This window comes from Kitasatospora sp. NPDC054768 (assembly GCF_053612025.1).
Window position 1 is genome coordinate 1 of sequence record NZ_JBSHBN010000179.1, and the last position, 18,581, is coordinate 18,581.

The following is an 18,581-nucleotide window of genomic DNA, read 5'->3' on the forward strand; positions in this document are numbered from 1 at the left end:
GGGCACGAGGGTGCCCGGGGCGGCGCTGTGCGGGCGACTCAGAGGAAGTAGAGCCGGTTCAGCGGGACTTCCTCGGCGGGGGAGGACCGCAGCGGCGTGCCGTCGAGGGTGACGAGACCCTCGCGCGAGTCGACGAGGACCTCGCCGAGGCGGGTGTTGCGGACCATGTCGCGCGGGCCGATCCCGCGGGTGTGGCGGACGGCGACGCGACGGCGCCGGGTGGTCATGGTGTCGTAGGGGCGGTCCCGGGTGCCGGACTCGGCGGCGGCGCGGCTGGTGAAGGCGACGGAGAGGTCGGCCGGAGTGGCGCCGTGAGCGCCGAACAGGGGCCCCAGAACGAGCGGTTGACAGGTCTCGGTGGCGGCGTTGGGGTCGCCGGTGACGCCGTAGGCGGGAAAGCCCGCCTTGAGGACCAGCTGCGGCTTGGCTCCGAAGGAGGCCGGCTGCCACAGCACGATGTCGGCGAGCCTGCCGATCTCGATCGAGCCGACCTCGTGCGCGAGGCCGTGGGCGATGGCCGGGTTGACGGTGAGCTTGGCGATGTAGCGCAGCACGCGCTCGTTGTCGTCGTCCGGGCCGTCGCCCTCCAGCGGGCCGCGCTCGGCCTTCATCTTCCCAGCCACGGCGAAGGTGCGGCGCACCGTCTCGCCGGCCCGGCCCATGCCCTGGGCGTCGGAGGAGGTGATGCCGATGGCCCCGAGGTCGTGCAGGACGTCCTCGGCGCCCATGGTGCCGGCCCGGATGCGGTCGCGGGCCATCGCGGCGTCGCCGGGCAGGTCGGTCTTGAGCCCGTGGACGGAGACGATCATGCCGTAGTGCTCGGCCACCGCGTCCCGCCCGAAGGGCAGGGTGGGGTTGGTGGAGGAGCCGATGACGTTCGGCACGCCGGCCATCTTCAGCACGTTGGGGACGTGTCCGCCGCCGCAGCCCTCGATGTGGAAGGCGTGGACGGTCCGCCCGTCGAGGACGCTCAGGGTGTCCTCGACCGAGAGGCACTCGTTCAACCCGTCGGTGTGCAGGGCCACTTGGACGTCATGGGCCTCGGCGACGGACAGTGCGGTGTCCAGGGCGCGGGTGTGCGCGCCCATGTCCTCGTGCACCTTGAAGCCGCAGGCCCCGCCCTCGGCGAGGGCTTCGACGAGTGGGGCGGGGTGGGAGGACGAACCGCGGCCCAGGAAACCGATGTTGACGGGCCAGGCGTCGAAGGAGTTGAAGGCGTGGCGCAGCGCCCAGGGCGAGTTGACGCCGACGCCCCAGGCGGGGCCGAACTCCTGGCCGATGATGGTGGTGACGCCGGAGGCCAGCGAGGCCTCCATGATCCGCGGGGACATCAGGTGGACATGGGTGTCGACGGCGCCGGCGGTGGCGATCAGGCCCTCGCCGGAGACGATGGCCGTCCCGGTGCCGACGACCACGTCCACGCCGTCCAGGGTGTCCGGGTTGCCGGCCCGCCCGATGGAGGCGATCCGGCCCTCCCGGATGCCGATCGAGGTCTTGCGGATGCCCTGGATCGCGTCGATCACCAGCACGTTGCTGATGACGAGGTCGCAGGTGTCCCGGACGGCGGCGGCCTTGAGGTGCAGGCCGTCGCGGGCGGTCTTGCCGAAGCCGACGAGGAACTCGTCACCCGGCCGCTGGGAGTCGGATTCGACCCGGACGACCAGACCGCTGTCGCCGAGCCGGACCCGGTCCCCGGCGCGCGGGCCGTGCACGGCGGTGTACTCGGACGCTTCGATGCTGCTGCTCACGGCTGGTTCTCCTGCCCGTCGTCGACTGCTCCGAGGTAGCCCTGCTCGGCCGCTCCGAGGTAGCCCTGCTCGGCCGCCCGGCGCAGGGCCTCCTGCCGTGCCCGCGGCGAGTCCAGCGGGCCGTCCACGAGCCCCGCGAAACCGATCGCGACGCGCTCGCCGCCGATCGGCACCAGGTCGACCTCGACGGTGGCGCCGGGGTCGAAGCGCACCGAGGAGCCGGCCGGCACCGCGAGGTGGGTGCCGTAGGCGGCGGCGCGGTCGAAGGCGAGCCGCGGGTTGACCTCGAAGAAGTGGAAGTGCGAGGTGACCGAGATCGGCACGTCCGCGGTGTTGCGCACGGTAAGGGTGTGCACGGCCTCCGGTCCGGGCGCGGTGCGGCCGTCGCCGTGGTGGAGGACGGCGCCCGGCGCGGCCGTGCCGAGGGTGCCGCCGCCGAACGGGTCGGCGATGACGGCGAGCCGGGTGCCGTCCTCGAAGACGGCCTCGACCTGGATCTCGGTGACCAGGTCGGGGACGCCGGGCAGCACATCGGCGGCGGCGAGGACGGAGCGTCCCCGCTGGACGGCCTCGGCCAGCCGGAGGCCGTCGCGGGCGGCCTCGCAGACGGTGTCCGAGATGAGCGCCACGGCCTCGGGGACGTTGAGCCGCAGGCCGCGGGCGCGGCGGGCGCGGGCGAGTTCGGCGGCCGTGAAGATCAGCAGCCGGTCGCGTTCGGTGGGGGTCAGCTGCACAGGGGTTCCCTTCTCTCTCGGTGCGGGACGGCGGGGGACGGGTGCGGGACGGGGTCAGCCGGCGGGCTGGTCGTGGGTGGCGCAGTGGATGCCGCCCCCGCCGCCGGCGATGGTGTCGATCGGCAGGGGGACGATCTCGCGGCCCGGGAACTGGTCCTTGAAGACCTCCTGGGCGTGGCCGTCCGCCTTGGCGTCACCGAACTTCGGCAGGTAGACGCCCTTGTTGCCGATGTAGAAGTTCATGTACGAGGAGACGAAGGCGTCGCCCCGGCCGGTGATCCTGTCCGGGTCGGGCTGGCCGATCTCGATCACCTTGAGCTTCCGGCCGGCGGCGTCGGTGGCCTCGGCGAGGACGGCGCGGGCCTGGTCGGCGGAGCGGGACCAGACGTCCGGCGGGGTGCCGGGGAAGGCCCGGTCCAGCAGGACGACCCCGGGGGCGGCGTAGCGGGCGAGGCAGTCGACGTGGGCGTCGGTGATGTCCTTGCCCTTGACGCCCGCGAGCCAGATCACCTTGGTGAGGCCCAGCACCCGTTTGAGTTCCGCCTCGATCTCGTCGCGGGTGCGGCCCGGGTTGCGGTTCTCGTTGACCACGGAGCTCTCGGTGACCAGCAGGGTGCCCTCGCCGTCGGTCTCGAAGGAGCCGCCCTCGGCGGTGACCGGGGTCTCGATCCGCTCGATCCCGTACGTCTCCAGGACGGTGCGGGCGATCCGGCCGTCGTTGGTGTGCTCCTGCTTGCCGCCCCAGCCGCTGAAGTTGAAGTCCACGCCCTGGACCTTTCCGCCCTCCTCCACGAAGACCGGGACGGTGTCGCGGGCCCACAGGTCGTCCACGGGGACGGAGAGCAGCTCGACGTCCGAGCCGCAGGCGTTGCGGGCCGAGGCCTCCTGGCCGGGGCGGACGAGCAGGACCACCGGTTCGCGCTCGCCGATGGCCCTGGCCACCGAGGCGATGTCCCGGCGGACGGCCCCGAGCTGCTCGCCCCAGACGTTCTCGGAGGCGGGCCAGGCCATGAAGGTCCGCTCGTGCTTTTCCCACTCGCCGCCGAGCCGGCGTCCGCGGGCCGGAGCCGGGGCGGGGGTGGACGCGGAGGGCTGTGCGGGCGCTTGCGTCGACGCCTGGCCGGGGGTGCCGGAGGCCGTCGGGGCCGCGGAGTCGGCCGGGTCGTCGCCGGAGGCGGCGCAGGCGGTCGCACCGAGGGCGATCGCGCCGGCGCCGGCGAGCGAGCGCAGTACCGTGCGGCGGGCGAGGGAGGGCTGGGACACGCTGGACTCCGGTGGGGCTGGGGGTGGTTCCGGTTCGGCGGGAGGGACGGGCTCCGGGGAGCGGTCGCGCGGCGCCGGTTGGGCGGTGGACGAGGTCGTCCCGGTGGACGGGGTCGTCCGGCATCACCGAGACTGAACTCTCGCATTGACTGAAAAATCAGTCAAGCTTTACGGTGAAGTCACCCAAACCACCCCGAGACGACCGGGCCGCCGAACGGACGGCCCGGTCACGACGATGAAAGGCCGGGTGAGGCGGCGATGCTGCGCAATGGTCTGGAACCCTGGCACGTGCTGGTGACGGTGGCCGTGCTGGTGCTGCTGTTCGGCTCCAAGAAGCTGCCCGACATGGCGCGCGGACTGGGGAAGTCGATGCGGATCCTGAAGTCCGAGACGGCGGCCCTGCGGGAGGAGGCGGCCCCGCCCGGCGGCGCCCCGGCGGGCGACGGTCAGTCCGGCGGGACCCCATCCGGCGGGACCCCGTCAGGCATCGGCCGGTCAGGCACGGCCCCCTCCGGCGGCGGTCCGGCCGGCAGTGGTCTGGCCGGCAGTGGTCCGGCCGAGCCGGCCCGGCACCGGCACCCCTGACCGTCCCGTCGGCCGCGCGTCGCCAGGGACGTCCGAGAGCCGCCGTTCCCCACCAGTCGGTGCGGGGGCGGCGGCTCTCAGCCGTTGCGGCGGTACTGGTCCAGGGACACCCTGACCGGCCCGTCCGCGCCGGCGGTCGACAGCACCCGGACCACGGCGAGGTCCCGGCCGTCCGCGGACCGGACGCAGAACGCGCCGCGCGGTCCGACGGCGCCGAACGGCACCCGCCCGGCCGGCCGCGAGCCGAGCCCCTTGAGGCAGTCGGCGACGCCCAGGCCGGCGTCCCGGCCGATGAAGGTGCCGGCGGCCTCCGGGACGAGGAACTCGCCGTCGCCGCGGCCGACGTACCAGATCGCGCTGTCCACCGGGACGACGGTCCCGGTGGCGAGGTCGAACTCGTAGGAGGAGTCCGCCGAGGTCAGCTCGACCCCGCGGTAGACGGTGGCGTAGTCGGTGACGGGCGGCGGCGCGGAAGCGGTCGGCGCGGTCGGGGCCGACCGGGTGGGGGACGGGGATCCGGTGGGGGCCGACGGGCCGGGCGGGGCCGGGGTGACCGGTGCGGCGGTGCCGGACACCGGGGCCTCCTCGGTGGCGGCCTCCACCTGGTCCGGGTCGTCGAGCAGGAACACCGCCGCCGCGGCGCCGACGGTCAGGGCCACGGCGGCGGTCAGCGCCGTTCGTCCGAGGGCCCGTCTGCGGCCTCCTCCGGCCCGGGCGCGCCTCGCCGGGCCGCCCTCGGCCGAGGGCGCCGGGACGGAGCCGGACGCCGAGGACGCCGGCACCGGCCCGGAGGCCGCGGCGGGCTCCGGCACCGGTCCGGACGCGACGACGGTGGGGGTCGGGACGGCCACCGGGGCGAGGACCGTACGGGCCGAGGCCCAGCCCGGTCCGTCCGTCCGGTCGCCCGGATCACCGGAACCGCCCGGATCACCGAAACCGCCCTGCTCGCCGGCATCACCCCGCTCGGCCTCGGCCGGTACCTGCGGCAGCTCGGCGTGCCGGGTCATCTGGTTGGTCAGATGGTGCGGCAGCCAGTCGTCGCCGAACCTGAGGTGCCCGCCGACCGCCGGGTGGCTCCGGGCGGCGGCGATCACCTCGGCGGTGGTCGGCCGGTCCTCGGGCCGCTTGGCGAGGCAGTGCAGCAGCAGCTCGCGCAGGCCCGCCGGGACCGGGGTGAGGTCCGGCTCCTCGTGGACGGTCCGGTAGAGCGTCGACGGGTCCGGCCCGTCGCCGAAGGGCGGGTTGCCGCCGGCGACGTGGACGGCGAGGGCGCCGAGGGCGTACACGTCGGTGGCCGGGGTCGCGGGCCGGCCCATCGCCTGTTCGGGCGCCATGTAGGCGGGCGAGCCGATGCGCAGCCCGGTGCCGGTGAGCGCGGCGGCGTCGGCGGCCCGGGCGATGCCGAAGTCGATCACCCGGGGGCCGTCCGGGGCGATCAGCACGTTGCCCGGTTTGAGGTCGCGGTGCACCACCCCGGTGGCGTGGATCGCCTGCAGCGCCTCGGCGATGCCGGCGATCAGCAGCAGGACCGTCCGTTCGGGGAGCGGGCCGAAGCGCCGTACCACCTGTTGCAGGGACGGGCCCGGCACGTACGTGGTGGCCAGCCACGGCGGGGCGGCCTCCACGCCGGCGTCCACGAGCTGGGCGGTGAACAGTCCGTGGATGCGTCTGGCGCTGGCCACCTCCTGGGCGAACCGGGCGCGGAACTCCGGATCCTCGGCCAGTTCGGGCCGCACCACCTTGAGTGCGACCGGCCGCCCGCCGGGGGTGTAGGAGAGGTAGACCCGGCCCATGCCGCCGGCCCCGAGCCGCGCGTACAGCCGGTAGCCGCCGACCTCGCGCGGGTCGTCCGGGGTCAGCTCCTGGAAGACCGGCTGGAGGGCGAAAGGGGATCGGTCAGCGGACATGCGGGCTGCCTCTCTCGGCGGGCGGTGGCGTCGGCGGGCGGGACGTCGGCGGTCGGGGACTCGGGTGCGCGGGGGCCCGACGGCCGCGGAAGCGGCGTGCGGCGGGCACGGCCTCGCAGAGTTTAGAGGTTCCGTCAGGATTGGCCGAATCCGTCGCCGCCGGCTCGTCCGGGGCCCCCGCTGCCTCCGGAGTCCCCGCCGCCCCCGGCGCCTCGCCGGGGGTCTCCCAGCTCCGCCTCGATCGCCCCGCGCAGCAGGCGGCGGGCGTGCTCGACCGGCAGCGAGCCGCTGAGCCAGCGCACGCTCAGGCCCTCGACGAGTGCGGTCAGCCGTTCGGCGGCCGCCGCGTGCGCCGGCGCGGTGCCGCCCGGATCGGCCCGGGCGAGCAGTTCGGCGACGTCGTGAACCCAGGTGTGGGTGGTTCGCGCGAGGTCCTCGCGAAGCTCCGGGTCGAAGACCGCGGTGGCTCTCAACTCGCCCCAGGCGGTGCTGTTCTCCCGTACTTCGACGGTGTCCTGGAGCTCCAGGAGCAGCACCTGTTCCAGGTCGGCGCGGGGGTCCTCGGTCCGGGGCACCGGGTCCGGTTCGGCGGTGTAGTGGTCGGCGCGGTCGCTGATGAAGTCGAGCGTCCGGCGCAGCAGGCCGGCCCGGTCGGTGAAGTGGTAGTAGATCAACGAGGTGGACACCCCGGCTTCGCTCGCCAGCTCGCCCACCCGCAGTCCGCGTACGCCGCGCCGGGCGATGACCCTGGTGGCGGCCTTGAGTATTTCTGTCCGACGGTCCGACATGGGCGCCCACTCTATGTGCTCCTCGGCTGGTCGGGCCAGTTGCCTGATGATCGTTTCAGGGTTTTCGAGGAGTCCTGCATCAAAAGCTTGACTGAATTTTCAGTACGGTAGAGGATGCGGGGCAACCCCCCACCTCCCACGTCATCCAGGGAGCGCCATGCACACCCCCACACCCTCACGACGCGGCCTGCTCCGGCTCGGCGCCGCCGCCGTACCCCTGATCGCCCTGGGGACGGCCCTTCCGGCCACCGCCCGGGCCGCGACCGCCGGCCCGCCAGGTGCCCCCGCCGCGGCGGACGCCGTCGCCCCGGCCGCGGCGGGCAGCACCACGCGGCTGCGGATGCCCGCCGAGAGCGACCGGCACGACCGCACCTTCATGGCCTGGCCGGCCCTGTCCTCGATCTGGCGGACCCAGCTCTCGGCGGTCCGCGACGACATCGCCCGCGTCGCGTACGAGATCTCCCGCTACGAGCCCGTCGTCGTGGTCGCCCGCCCCGGCCAGGCCGCCGACGCGCGCTACTACTGCGGCCCCGGCGCCTACCACGCGATCACCGTGGTCGAGATCTCCAACGACGACCTGTGGATCCGCGACTTCGGCCCGACCTTCGTGGTCGCACCGGGCACCGTCGCCGGCGTCGACACCAACTTCAACGGCTGGGGCAAGACCGGCACCCCCTACTACCAGCGCTGCACCGAGGACGCCGCGGTCGCGGCCGCCCTCCTCGCCGAGTACGGCGTCGACCGCGTCCGGGCCCCCTTCGTCGGCGAGGGCGGCGCCCTGGAGACGGACGGCCAGGGCACCCTGCTGGCCACCGTCAGCTCGCTGGTGAACCCCAACCGCAACCCCGGAATGTCCCAGGACCAGGTCGAACAGGCCCTGAAGGCGTCGCTCGGGATGGACAAGGTGATCTGGCTGGCCGGTCTGGCGGGCCAGGACATCACGGACTACCACATCGACTGCCTGGCGCGCTTCACCGCGCCCGGCCGGGTGCTCCTCGACCGACCCGGCCCCGGCACCGACCGGATCTGGATCGACGTCTACGAGCAGGCCGAGCAGGTCCTGCGGACCGCGACCGACGCCCAGGGCCGCCCACTGACCGTCGTGGAACTCCCCGGCCCGAACCGCGCCCGGATCCGCGGCCGCGGCAAGGACTTCCTGTCCAGCTACACCAACTTCTACGTCGCCAACGGCGCCGTGTTCGTCCCCCAGTTCGGCGACGCCGACGCCGACGCCCGGGCCTGCGCGATCCTGCGGGCCGAGTTCCCCGGCCGTGACGTCGTCCAGCTGAACATCGACACCATCGCCTCCGGCGGTGGCGGCATCCACTGCGCCACCCAGTCCCAGCCGGCCGTTCCGCCGGCGCTCTGAGACCCCCTGGCGGCCCGTCCGGTACCCCACGGAGGCGAGCCGCCGGGGATCCTTCCGCTCCCACCACCCTCCCCCTCGACCGGCCCGCGCCCCGAACGCGCCGGGCCGGCCGGGGACCGACCAGAAGAGGTTTCCCGTGACGTACCGAATGCCCGCGGAGTGGACCGAGCACGAGGGCTGCCTGATGGCCTGGCCCGTCCGCCCGGACCTGTGGGGCGACACCCTGGCCGAGGTGAAGCGCGAGTACGCGGCGGTCGCCCGCGCCATCGCGGAGTTCGAACCGGTCACCATGGTGGCCCCGCCGGGCCACGGCGACGAGGCGCGCGCCCACTGCGGCGCGGGCACCGGCACCGGCACCGGCACCGGCACGGGCACGGGCACCGGCATCACCGTCGTCGAACTCCCCACCGACGACTCGTGGTTCCGCGACTCCGCGCCGATCTTCGTCCTCGACGGCGACGGCAGCCGGGCCGGCGTGGACTTCCGCTTCAACGCCTGGGGCCGCAAGCACAGCCCCTGGGACGCCGACGACCGGATCAGCGGCCTGCTGCTGGAGCACCTCGGCACCCCGGCGATCCGCTCCGGGATGATCCTCGAAGGCGGTGCGATCACCGTCGACGGCGAGGGCACGCTGATCACCACCGAGCAGTGCCTGCTCCACCCCAACCGCAACCCGGAGATGACCCGGCAGGAGATCGAGGCCGAGCTGAAGGCCCGGCTCGGCGTCACCACGATCGTCTGGCTGCCCTACGGCGGGGCGCTGGACACCGAGACCGACGGGCACGTCGACGGCGTCTGCGCCTTCGTCGCCCCCGGCAGGGTCGTGGTGCAGCTCCCGGCCGATCCCGGCCACCCGGACTACGTGCGGATGCGGGCCAACCGCGCCGTGCTGGAGCACTCCACGGACGCCCAGGGCCGGCCCTTCGAGATCGTCGACCTGCCGCAGGCCGCCTTCGTCGAGGTCGACGGCCGGGAGGTGGAGGTCGGCTACCTGAACTTCTACCTCGCCAACGGCGGCGTCGTGGTGCCGGTCGCCGACCACCCCGAGGACGCGGCGGCGCTGGCCGTGCTGGCCGCCGCCTACCCGGACCGCAAGGTCGTCGGCGTGCGCGCCCGGGTGATCGCCTACGGCGGCGGCGGCGTCCACTGCATCACCCAGCAGATCCCGGCCGCCACGCAGACCACCGCCACGCGGGCCGATGCCACGCAGACCACCGCCACGCCGTCCGCGGCTGCTCGCGCCTGACCCTCGCCAGCGAACGGAGAAAACCCTCATGACTCCCACCGCGCCCGCGAGACGCACCGCGGCCCGGCGGCGACTCGTCCTCGCCACCGCCCTGCTCTCGGCCGCGGCCCTGGTCGCCGCCTGCTCCGGCCCGCCCCGCGGCGCCGGCGGGTCGGCCGTACAGCTCTCCGCCGACACCCCGCCGGCCAAGGGCGAGCTCGACTCCTTCACCTGGGCCACCTACGCCGAACCGCCCACCCTGGACTACGTCCAGGCCTTCGACTACCCGCAGAACACCGTGCTCGCCAACGTCTGCGAGAGCCTGATGCGCTGGACGCCCCAGCTCACCCTGGCCCCCGGCCTGGCCGAGAAGGCGTCCAGCCCCGACCCGACCACCTGGGTCTACGACCTGCGGGCCGGCGTGCACTTCCACGACGGCACGGTGATGACCGCCGACGACGTCGTGTACAGCCTCGGCCGGCAGACCAACCCGGACAACGCCTCCGCCTGGGCGCAGGTGTTCCAGAACGTCGACTCCGTCACCGCGACCGGCCCGCTCCAGGTCACCGTCAAGCTCAAGCAGCCCGACTCCCAGTTCCCCCAGTACATGGCGACGGCCGCCGGCGTGGTCGCCGCCAAGGCCGGGGTGGAGGCGGCCGGCAAGGACTACGGCACCAGCGGCGGCCTCGACTGCACCGGCCCCTTCAAGCTGGGCGGTTGGGCCAAGGGCCAGTCGATCGAACTCCAGCGCTTCGACGGCTACTGGGGCACGAGGGCCAAGGCCGGGAAGGTCGTCTTCAGCTTCCTCACCGACGCGTCCGCCCGCACCAACGCGATGCTCACCGGGGACGTCGACGGCGGCTACCTGATCCCCACCGAGAGCTACGACCGGTTGAGGAAGGACGGCCCGGGCACGCTCTACTTCGGCGAGGGCCTGAGCACCGTCAACGTCAACGTCACCAGCATGCACGGTCCGCTCGGCGACCTGCGCGTCCGCCAGGCCCTGTCGCTGGCCCTCGACCGCTCCGGCTTCGTCAAGGCCGGCCTCTCCGGCGCCGGCACCGTCACCGGCTCCCTCACCACCAGGGCGGCCTGGGGCGCGGCCCCCGACGACGTCCGCAGGACGGCCTTCGACGGCCTCACCCCCACGGCGCAGGACATCGACAAGGCCAAGGCCCTGGTCAAGGAGGCCGGCGCGAGCGGCCGGACGATCGTCATGGCCACCAGCACCATCGGCCAGGACGTCTCCCTGCTCGCCACCGCCGTCCAGGCCGCCGGGGCGAGGATCGGGCTGGACGTGCAGCTGAGGACGATCGCCCCGAACGCCTTCACCGCGCTGTTCACCGACCCCAAGGCGCGCGAGGGCATCGACCTGTTCCCGGAGACGTACTACGACTCCATCACCGACCCGCTCGACCTGCTCGTCAACTTCCGGACCGGCGCCTACCAGAACTTCGCCGGGTACAGCGACAAGGCCTACGACGACCTCGTCGACCAGGCCACCGCCGAGTACGACCCGGCCGGGCGCGGCGCGATCGAGGCGAAGCTCCAGCAGACCGCCTCCCAGCAGCTGCTCTGGATCCCGGTCGCCGAGTGGCCGACCGCCGTCTTCCTCAACAAGCGCATCACCGGCGCCCCCACCACCATCGCGTACATGTACTACCCGTGGGCCGCCGACGTGGGGGCCGCCCGGTGAACTTCCTGAGATTCGCCGCCCGGCGACTGGCGGAGATGGCCGCGACCCTGCTCGGCGCCTCCTTCGTGGTCTTCGGCGCGATGTACCTGGCGCCGGGCAACCCGGCGAGTTTCCTCCTGTCGGGCCGGTCGGCCTCGCCGGCCGCCCTGCAGGCGATCAACGACCAGTACCACCTCGACGACCCGTTCCTGGTCCGGTACTTCCGCTGGCTCGGCCAGGTGCTGCAGGGGGACTTCGGGCGCTCCATCACCTACCGCACCGACGTCTCCACGCTGCTCGCCGACCGACTGCCGGCGACCCTGACACTGGTGGCCATGGCCCTGCTGGTGGTCGTCGTCATCGGCCTGGCGCTCGGCTGGACCGGCGCGGTGCGCGGCGGCGTGACCGACTCGGCGATCCTGCTCTCCACCACGCTCGCCGTCGGCACCCCCTCCTTCGTCGCGGCCGTCCTGCTGCAGGGCCTGTTCGCGGTCAAGCTGGGCTGGTTCCCCACCAGCGGCACCGGCGACGGCCTCGCCGACCTGCTGTGGCATCTCACCCTGCCCGCGGTCGCCCTCGCGCTGTACCTGATCGGGATGCTCGCCCGGGTCACCCGTTCGGCGATGCTGGACGCCCTGGAGGGCGAGCACGTCACCGTCGCCCGCAGCCGGGGCGTGCCCGAACGCGAGGTGATCCGCCGCCACGTGTTCCGCAACTCGCTGGGCACCGTGCTGACCACCGGCGGCCTGATCGTGTCCACCCTGCTGGTCTGCATGATCCTGGTGGAGTCGGCCTTCAGCGTCGGCGGCATCGGACAGCTCCTCGAACTGTCCACCACCACCAAGGACTTCCCGACCGTCCAGGCCATCTCCCTGCTCGTCGTCGCCCTGTTCATGACCGTGAACCTGGTCGTCGACCTGCTCCACCCGCTGGTCGACCCCCGGGTCGCCCTCGGCACGAGGAGGTCCGACGCATGAGTGTCGCCCTCGCCCGCCGGCCCGGTCTCGGCCGCCTCAAGGCCGCCCGCGCCCCGCTCCACCTGGCCTGCCTGGGCATCGTCGCCCTGGTGGTGCTCGCCGCCCTGCTCGCCCCCTGGATCGCACCGGACGACCCCAACGCCGTCGACCTCGGCAACGCCCTGGCCGGCCCCTCGCCCGACCACCTGCTCGGCGTCGACACCGCCGGCCGCGACACCCTCTCCCGGCTCCTGCTCGGAGCCCGCACCTCCCTGCTCGGCCCGCTCGGCGTGGTCGCCTTCTCCACCGTCGCGGGCGTGGCCGTCGGCCTGGCCGCGGGCTGGCGGGGCGGCTGGCTCGACTCCGTCCTCTCCCGCAGCACCGAACTCGTCTTCGCCTTCCCCGGTATGCTGCTCGCCATCCTGATCGTCTCGGTGTACGGGGAGGGCCTGCTCGCCCCCGTCGTCGCCCTGGCGGTCGCCTACCTGCCGTACGTCTCCCGGCTCACCCGCTCGCTCGTCCTCGCCGAACGGTCCCGCCCCTACGTCTGCGCCTACCAGGTGCAGGGCCACTCCACCCTGCAGATCTGCCTGCGGCACGTCCTGCCCAACATCGCCCCGATCGTCCTCGCCCAGTCCACGATCAACTTCGGCTACGCCCTGATGGACCTCGCGGGCCTCTCCTTCCTCGGGCTCGGCGTCCCCGCGCTCACCCCCGACTGGGGGCGGATGGTCTTCGACGGCCAGACCGCGATCCAGCACGGCTACCCGCTCTCCGCGATCCTGCCGTGCGTCCTCATCGTGCTCACCGTCGTCGCCTTCAACGTCGTCGGCGAGCGCTGGGCCGACCGCGTCGCCCGGAGGACCCCATGAACCGCAGCAGTCACGAACCGGAGCAGCGCGTGAACGCCCTCGACGTCCGGGGCCTGCGGCTCCGCCTGCCCGGCACCGCCCGACCCGTCCTCGACGGCGTCGACCTCACCGTGGGCCCGGGGGAGACCGTCGCCCTGGTCGGCGAGTCCGGCTCCGGCAAGAGCCTCACCTCCCGCAGCGCCCTCGGCCTGCTGCCGCCCGGCGCCACCGCCGAGGGCAGCGTCCTGGTCGACGGGGAGGACGTCCTGACCATGGGCCCCGACCGGCTGCGCGCCCTGCGCACCGGCCGGGCCGCCATGATCTTCCAGGACCCCCGGGCGGCCATCAACCCGCTGCGCCGCGTCGGCGACTTCCTCACCGAGAGCGTCCGCCTCACCGGCGCCATGGGCCGGGAGGACGCCGACCGGCGCGCCGCCGAACTGCTCGACGCCGTCGGCCTCGGCCCGGAACTGCTGCACCGCCACCCCGGGCAGCTGTCCGGCGGCATGCTCCAACGCGTCATGATCGCCGCCGCGCTGATGGGCGACCCGGTCCTGCTGCTCGCCGACGAGCCCACCACCGCGCTCGACGTCACCAGCCAGGCCGAGGTCATCGCGCTCCTCGGGGAGCTGCGCCGACGCTTCGGCACGGGCCTGCTGTTCGTCACCCACGACCTCGGCCTCGCCGCCGCCATCAGCGACCGCGTCTACGTCATGTACGCCGGGCGGATCGCCGAGACGGGCCCCGCCGGAACGCTCTTCGAGAGGCCCCGCCACCCCTACACCGCCGCGCTGCTGGCCTCCACCCCGGGGCTGGAGTCCGACCGTCGCCGCCTCGCCGCGATCGACGGCCAACCGCCGGACCTGCGCCAGGAGTTGACCGGATGCGCGTTCGCCGCGCGGTGCCGGTACGCGACCTCCCGGTGCCGCGAGGAGACCCCGGTGGCGCACCCGGTCGCCTGCCACCACCCGCTCGAAGGGAGCCGCGCCGATGCCTGAGGCCGTACTGGAGGTCACCGGACTGTGCCGGACCTTCGGCACCGTACGGGCGGTGGACGACGTCTCCTTCACCCTCGCCGCCGGCGGATCGCTCGGCATCGTGGGCGAGTCGGGCTCCGGCAAGACCACCACCGCCCGGATCGTCGTCGGCCTCGAACAGGCCGACGAGGGGCGGGTCGCCGTCCGGGGCCGGGCTCGCGGCGGCCGGGTGCGGGGGAGGGCCGAGCGGCTGGCCCGCGCCCGCGAGGTCCAGATGGTCTTCCAGGACCCGTACCTCTCCCTGGACCCGCGCACCAGCGTCGAGGCCGTGCTCCGCGAGACCCTGCGGCTGCACTTCCCCGGCACCGACCACGAGGCCCGGATCCGGGAGCTCCTCGACCAGGTCGGCCTCGGCACCCGGGCGGCCGACGCGCTGCCCCGGCAGCTCTCCGGCGGCCAGCGCCAACGCGTCGCCATCGCCCGGGCGCTGGCCGTCCAGCCGGCCGTCCTGGTGCTGGACGAGGCGGTCGCCGCCCTGGACGTGTCCGTGCAGGCGCAGGTGCTGAACCTGCTCGCCGACATCCGCGAACAGACCGGCATCGGCTACCTGTTCATCACCCACGACCTCGGCGTCGTCCGCTGCGTGACCGACGAGGTCGTCGTCATGCGCCACGGACGGATCGTCGAATCCGGCCCCACCGCCCACGTCCTGGACTCCCCGCAGCACGCCTACACCCGGCTGCTGCTGGAGTCCGTCCCCCGGCCCGGCTGGGATCCCGACCGGATCGCCGCCGCGCGCCGCGCCTTGTAGGACGGCCCCGGCCCGGCAGGTGGTGGGACCCGCCGGGCCGGGGTGACCGAGCAACACCGGCGGGCGACGCCGGGCGGCAGCGAACCTGCCGGCCCGGCGCCACCGCCGCAGGAAGGACGACCGTGCAGGTCCGGCCCCCGGGTCGCCGCCGAGCGGATCACTGATCGACTACGTGGCGTTCTTCCGGGCCGAGGGCGTCATCGCCGCCGGCCTGGCCTGCACCGCCTGGTCCGGCATCCGCACCGAGCACCGGCTGCGCCGCGAGCGGGAGGCGGCCGCCGAGGGGCCGTGAGCGGATTCCCCCGAACGGCGGGTGCGTGCCGCGCCGGAATCTGACCTTCCGGTCAGTAGCGTGCGGAGCCGAACCCCGACACCAACCCGAACGAGGCCCCATGGCTCACCCCCGGCCGTCCCGCCGCTCACTCCTGCGGTCCGGGGCCGCGCTCGCCGCGCTGGCCCTGGCCGGTGGCTGCTCCTCCGACGGCGGATCGGAGGAGCAGTCCGACAGGAGCGGTACGGCTTCGGGCGCGGCCCCGTCCACGAGCCCGGCGGCCGGGGGGTGGGCCATGCCGGCCGAGTCCGGCCCGCACACCCGCACCTTCATGGCCTGGCCGGCGCTGGAGGAGGTGTGGGGCGACCAGCTGCCCGGGGTCCGGCAGGACATCGCGGGGCTGGCCCAGGCGATCGCCGGCTTCGAACCGGTCGTCCTGCTGGCCCGCCCCGACCAGGCGGCCCAGGCCCGGCAGGCCGTCGGATCCTCGGTCGAGGTGCTCGAACTGAAGGTCGACGACCTGTGGGCCCGGGACACCGGCCCGACCTTCGTCACCGGCCCGCAGGGGCTGGCCGGGGTCGACTTCAACTTCAACGGCTGGGGCGACAAGCAGACCCACGCCAATGACAGCCTGGTCGCCCGCTACCTCCTCGACCACTACCGCATCACCCGCATCCAGGCGCCGATCACCGGCGAGGGCGGCGGCATCGAGGTGGACGGCGAGGGGACGCTGATGGCCACCGAGAGCTCCTGGGTCAACGGCAACCGCAACCCCGGCAAGTCCCGCGACCAGATCGAGGCGAGCCTCAAGGACCTGCTCGGCGTCGAGAAGGTGATCTGGTTCCAGGGCGTCGCCGGGCAGGACATCACCGACTGCCACGTCGACGCCCTCGCCCGCTTCGCCGAGCCGGGCACCGTGGTCCTGCACCGTCCCGCCGCCGACGCCCCGCCGGACGTCTGGACCACCGCCTCCGCGCAGGCGCTGCAGGTGCTGCAGACGGAGACGGACGCCCAGGGCCGCACGCTCAAGGTGGTCGACCTCCCCGAGCCCGACACCGCCCGGATCCCGGGCGCGGGCAAGGACTTCCTGGCCACGTACATCAACTACTACGTCTGCAACGGCGGCGTCATCGTCCCGCGCTTCGGGGACCAGGCCACCGACGACCGGGCGGCCGGCGTCCTCGGCGACCTCCACCCGGGCCGCAAGGTCACCCAGGTCGGCATCAACCACATCGCCTCGGGCGGCGGGGGCATCCACTGCGCCACCCAGCAGCAGCCCGTGGCGCCCGGCTCCACCCCGTGACCGGTCGGGCTCCGGAGGGGCGGGCGGCGCGGGGGCGGGCGGCGCGGATCGGGCTCCGGACGGTCGGGCTGCGGACGGTCGGGTGACGCGGGTCCGGGCGGCGTACGGTCCCTCCGCGGACCGTCAGGCGGCGGACGGCCGGGGGGCGGACGACAGCGATTCCAGCAGGGTCCGCAGCACCCGCTCGGCGTCCACCGTCCCGTCCAGCGACCCGATGGCGGCGAGCCCGTCCACGGCGGCGGCGAAGGCCTCCCCGAGCGGGACCGGGTCGCCGCCGTCGCCGCGTTCCTCCAGCAGGCAGCGGAACAGGCCCACGAAGGAGGCCCGCCAGCGCGCGTACTCGGCCTCCAGGCTCGCGCGGACGCGTTCGTCGTTGAGGGCGAGCCAGTGCAGGGCGGCGTGCAGTCGGGCCAGGTCGGGGCTCTCGGGCCGGGTGAGCAGCGTCAGGACCCGCTCGGAGCGCTCGGCGTAGCCGCCGGGGCCGGCGACCGCCTCCTCCAGCGGCGTGATCCACTCGGGCCGGATGTCCGCCACGACCGCGACGATCAGGTCGGTGCGGTCCGCGAAGTGGTAGTGGCACATCCCGTGCGAGACCCCGCACAGCGCGGCCACGTTGCGGGTGGTGAACCGCCCGGCGCCGTCGCCCGCGAGCAGGGTGCGGGCCGCCGCGATCAGCCGGGCCCGGGTCTGCTCGCCCTTGGCGGAAGCGCGGGTCCGGCCGGGGCCGCCCGCCGCGGAGGCCGTTCGTGCGGCCGTGCCTGTCGCCTGTGTCGCCATGGCCGTCACTGTAACGACCGGGGGAGTGCCGCCGGGGCGCATCGGGAACGATGGCTGCGCAAAGTATTGACCGAGCGCTTGGCCAGTTTTACCTTTTCGGTCAACTGCTGCACAAGCAGCGGACGTTGACATGGAGGCAGTGATGGACGACCGCTCCAGAACCGGGACGACGGCCGCGGAGGGGCTCGACCGCCGCCGGTTCCTGACGGCCGCCGGGATCGTCGTCGCCGGCACCGCGCTGACCGCCGCGACCGGTGGGCCGGCCCAGGCGGCGCACCGCCGCACCGCCGCGGGTGCCGCCGCCGACGCCGGCCTCGCCGCGGGCTTCCGGGTGCCGCTGGACACCGTCCGGCACACCCGCACCTGGATGGCCTGGCCGGACAGCAGCACCATCTGGCGCAACAAGCTCGGCGGTGTCCAGTCGAACATCGCCCTCATCGCCAGAACCATCGCGAAGTACGAGCCGGTCACCATGTGCGCCAACCCGGCCGGTGTGGCCAAGGCACGGTCGATGTGCGGCTCGACCGTCACCGTCATCGGGGACGTCCCGGTCGACGACTGCTGGATGCGCGACACCGGCCCGGTCTTCCGCACCGACGGCGCGGGCGGCCTGGACACGATCGGCCTCAACTTCAACGGCTGGGGCAACCACCAGAACCCGCACGGCAACGACGCCCTGGTCGCCCGGGGCGTCGCCGCCTACCTCGGCCTGCCGTTCACCGCCGCCGGGCTGGTCGGCGAGGGCGGCGCCATCGAGACCGACGCGGCCGGGACGCTGATGGCCACCCGGAGCAGCATCCTCAACGCCAACCGCAACCCCGGCATGTCCCAGGCCGCGGTCGAGAGCGCGATGTGCGCCGCCTACGGCGCCACCAAGGTGATCTGGTTCAACGGTGTCGCCGGCCAGGACATCACCGACGACCACGTGGACGCCACCTCCCGCTTCCTCGGCGCGGGGACGGCCGCGGTCCAGATGCCGCTGGCGAGCGACACCGACGCCTGGTCGAACGACGCACGGCAGCAGTACCGGATCCTGACCACCTCCACCAGCGCCCAGGGAACTCCGTTCGGGGTCAGCCAGATCCAGGGGCCCGACTACAACCTGATCCGCTCGACCGACCCCAACTTCGTCGGCTCCTACGCCAACTACTACCTGTGCAACAACGCGGTGATCGCGGCGCAGTTCGGCGACACCAAGGCCGACGGTGCCGCCCGGGCCGCCCTCGCCCGGATGTTCCCCGGCCGCACCGTCGAACAGCTGAACATCGACATCCTGGGCGCGGGCGGCGGCGGGATCCACTGCGTCACCCAGCAGCAGCCCGCGGCGTGAGGCGGTGGGGC

17 protein-coding genes are annotated in these 18,581 nt (G+C 74.0%); 11 read left to right on the forward strand and 6 right to left on the reverse strand.

All coding sequences use genetic code 11. The features are described 5' to 3' along the window. Positions 1-38 precede the first annotated feature (38 nt). The 3 genes from ACWGKU_RS35075 to ACWGKU_RS35085 are packed head-to-tail and all read right to left on the reverse strand — an operon-like array spanning position 39 to position 3,745. A complete protein-coding gene (locus ACWGKU_RS35075) occupies positions 39-1,748 on the reverse strand; it encodes an urease subunit alpha (protein WP_452180004.1) in 1,710 nt (569 codons plus the stop codon). Next, positions 1,745-2,482 carry an urease subunit gamma gene (ureA, locus tag ACWGKU_RS35080; protein WP_452180003.1) on the reverse strand — a complete coding sequence of 246 codons (738 nt, stop codon included), beginning with the start codon at positions 2,480-2,482 and terminating at the stop codon, positions 1,745-1,747. The genes ACWGKU_RS35075 and ureA overlap by 4 nt, the downstream gene beginning before the upstream one ends. A 54-nt stretch (positions 2,483-2,536) precedes the next feature. Beyond that, positions 2,537-3,745 carry an agmatine deiminase family protein gene (locus ACWGKU_RS35085; RefSeq protein WP_452180002.1) on the reverse strand — a complete coding sequence of 403 codons (1,209 nt, stop codon included), beginning with the start codon at positions 3,743-3,745 and terminating at the stop codon, positions 2,537-2,539. Positions 3,746-4,003: 258 nt separating this feature from the next. Here ACWGKU_RS35085 and tatA point away from each other — a divergent pair, with 258 nt between their 5' ends. Next, positions 4,004-4,330 carry a Sec-independent protein translocase subunit TatA gene (tatA, locus tag ACWGKU_RS35090; protein ID WP_452180001.1) on the forward strand — a complete coding sequence of 109 codons (327 nt, stop codon included), beginning with the start codon at positions 4,004-4,006 and terminating at the stop codon, positions 4,328-4,330. A gap of 77 nt (positions 4,331-4,407) precedes the next feature. On the opposite strand, the gene ACWGKU_RS35095 is transcribed toward tatA, so the two are convergent. Both ACWGKU_RS35095 and ACWGKU_RS35100 read right to left on the reverse strand, forming a co-directional pair. Further along, positions 4,408-6,237, reverse strand: a complete 1,830-nt coding sequence (locus tag ACWGKU_RS35095; protein ID WP_452180000.1) for a protein kinase domain-containing protein — start codon at positions 6,235-6,237, stop codon at positions 4,408-4,410. Positions 6,238-6,371: 134 nt separating this feature from the next. Beyond that, the gene (locus ACWGKU_RS35100; protein ID WP_401056647.1) at positions 6,372-7,025 is read right to left on the reverse strand and encodes a TetR/AcrR family transcriptional regulator; all 654 of its coding nucleotides are present in this window, start codon (positions 7,023-7,025) and stop codon (positions 6,372-6,374) included. A gap of 157 nt (positions 7,026-7,182) precedes the next feature. On the opposite strand from ACWGKU_RS35100, the gene ACWGKU_RS35105 reads away from it, so the two are divergent. The 9 genes from ACWGKU_RS35105 to ACWGKU_RS35145 all read left to right on the forward strand — a co-directional run bounded on the left by ACWGKU_RS35105 (position 7,183) and on the right by ACWGKU_RS35145 (position 16,463). Continuing rightward, on the forward strand, positions 7,183-8,394 hold the full coding sequence (locus ACWGKU_RS35105; protein ID WP_401049813.1) for an agmatine deiminase family protein: 1,212 nt from the start codon (positions 7,183-7,185) through the stop codon (positions 8,392-8,394). Positions 8,395-8,530: 136 nt separating this feature from the next. Next, positions 8,531-9,640, forward strand: coding sequence for an agmatine deiminase family protein (locus ACWGKU_RS35110; RefSeq protein WP_452179999.1), 1,110 nt, complete (start codon positions 8,531-8,533; stop codon positions 9,638-9,640). 28 nt (positions 9,641-9,668) lie between these two features. Continuing rightward, a complete protein-coding gene (locus ACWGKU_RS35115) occupies positions 9,669-11,315 on the forward strand; it encodes an ABC transporter substrate-binding protein (RefSeq protein WP_452179998.1) in 1,647 nt (548 codons plus the stop codon). Then, the gene (locus tag ACWGKU_RS35120) at positions 11,312-12,271 is read left to right on the forward strand and encodes an ABC transporter permease (protein WP_452179997.1); all 960 of its coding nucleotides are present in this window, start codon (positions 11,312-11,314) and stop codon (positions 12,269-12,271) included. Before ACWGKU_RS35115 ends, ACWGKU_RS35120 begins: the two co-directional genes overlap by 4 nt. Continuing rightward, positions 12,268-13,122 carry an ABC transporter permease gene (locus ACWGKU_RS35125; protein ID WP_380550792.1) on the forward strand — a complete coding sequence of 285 codons (855 nt, stop codon included), beginning with the start codon at positions 12,268-12,270 and terminating at the stop codon, positions 13,120-13,122. The genes ACWGKU_RS35120 and ACWGKU_RS35125 overlap by 4 nt, the downstream gene beginning before the upstream one ends. After that, positions 13,119-14,099, forward strand: coding sequence for an ABC transporter ATP-binding protein (locus ACWGKU_RS35130; protein WP_401049805.1), 981 nt, complete (start codon positions 13,119-13,121; stop codon positions 14,097-14,099). Before ACWGKU_RS35125 ends, ACWGKU_RS35130 begins: the two co-directional genes overlap by 4 nt. After that, the gene (locus tag ACWGKU_RS35135) at positions 14,092-14,889 is read left to right on the forward strand and encodes an ABC transporter ATP-binding protein (protein WP_452179996.1); all 798 of its coding nucleotides are present in this window, start codon (positions 14,092-14,094) and stop codon (positions 14,887-14,889) included. The genes ACWGKU_RS35130 and ACWGKU_RS35135 overlap by 8 nt, the downstream gene beginning before the upstream one ends. An 85-nt stretch (positions 14,890-14,974) precedes the next feature. Next, positions 14,975-15,181, forward strand: coding sequence for a DUF4436 family protein (locus ACWGKU_RS35140; protein ID WP_452180005.1), 207 nt, complete (start codon positions 14,975-14,977; stop codon positions 15,179-15,181). A 100-nt stretch (positions 15,182-15,281) separates the two neighbouring features. Continuing rightward, positions 15,282-16,463 carry an agmatine deiminase family protein gene (locus tag ACWGKU_RS35145; protein WP_452179995.1) on the forward strand — a complete coding sequence of 394 codons (1,182 nt, stop codon included), beginning with the start codon at positions 15,282-15,284 and terminating at the stop codon, positions 16,461-16,463. Between the two features lie 123 nt (positions 16,464-16,586). Here ACWGKU_RS35145 and ACWGKU_RS35150 read toward each other — a convergent pair whose 3' ends face one another. Further along, a complete protein-coding gene (locus ACWGKU_RS35150) occupies positions 16,587-17,240 on the reverse strand; it encodes a TetR/AcrR family transcriptional regulator (RefSeq protein ID WP_452179994.1) in 654 nt (217 codons plus the stop codon). A gap of 142 nt (positions 17,241-17,382) precedes the next feature. On the opposite strand from ACWGKU_RS35150, the gene ACWGKU_RS35155 reads away from it, so the two are divergent. Next, positions 17,383-18,570 (forward strand): agmatine deiminase family protein, encoded by a 1,188-nt coding sequence (locus ACWGKU_RS35155; RefSeq protein ID WP_452179993.1) that lies wholly within the window; start codon positions 17,383-17,385, stop codon positions 18,568-18,570. Positions 18,571-18,581 lie beyond the last annotated feature (11 nt).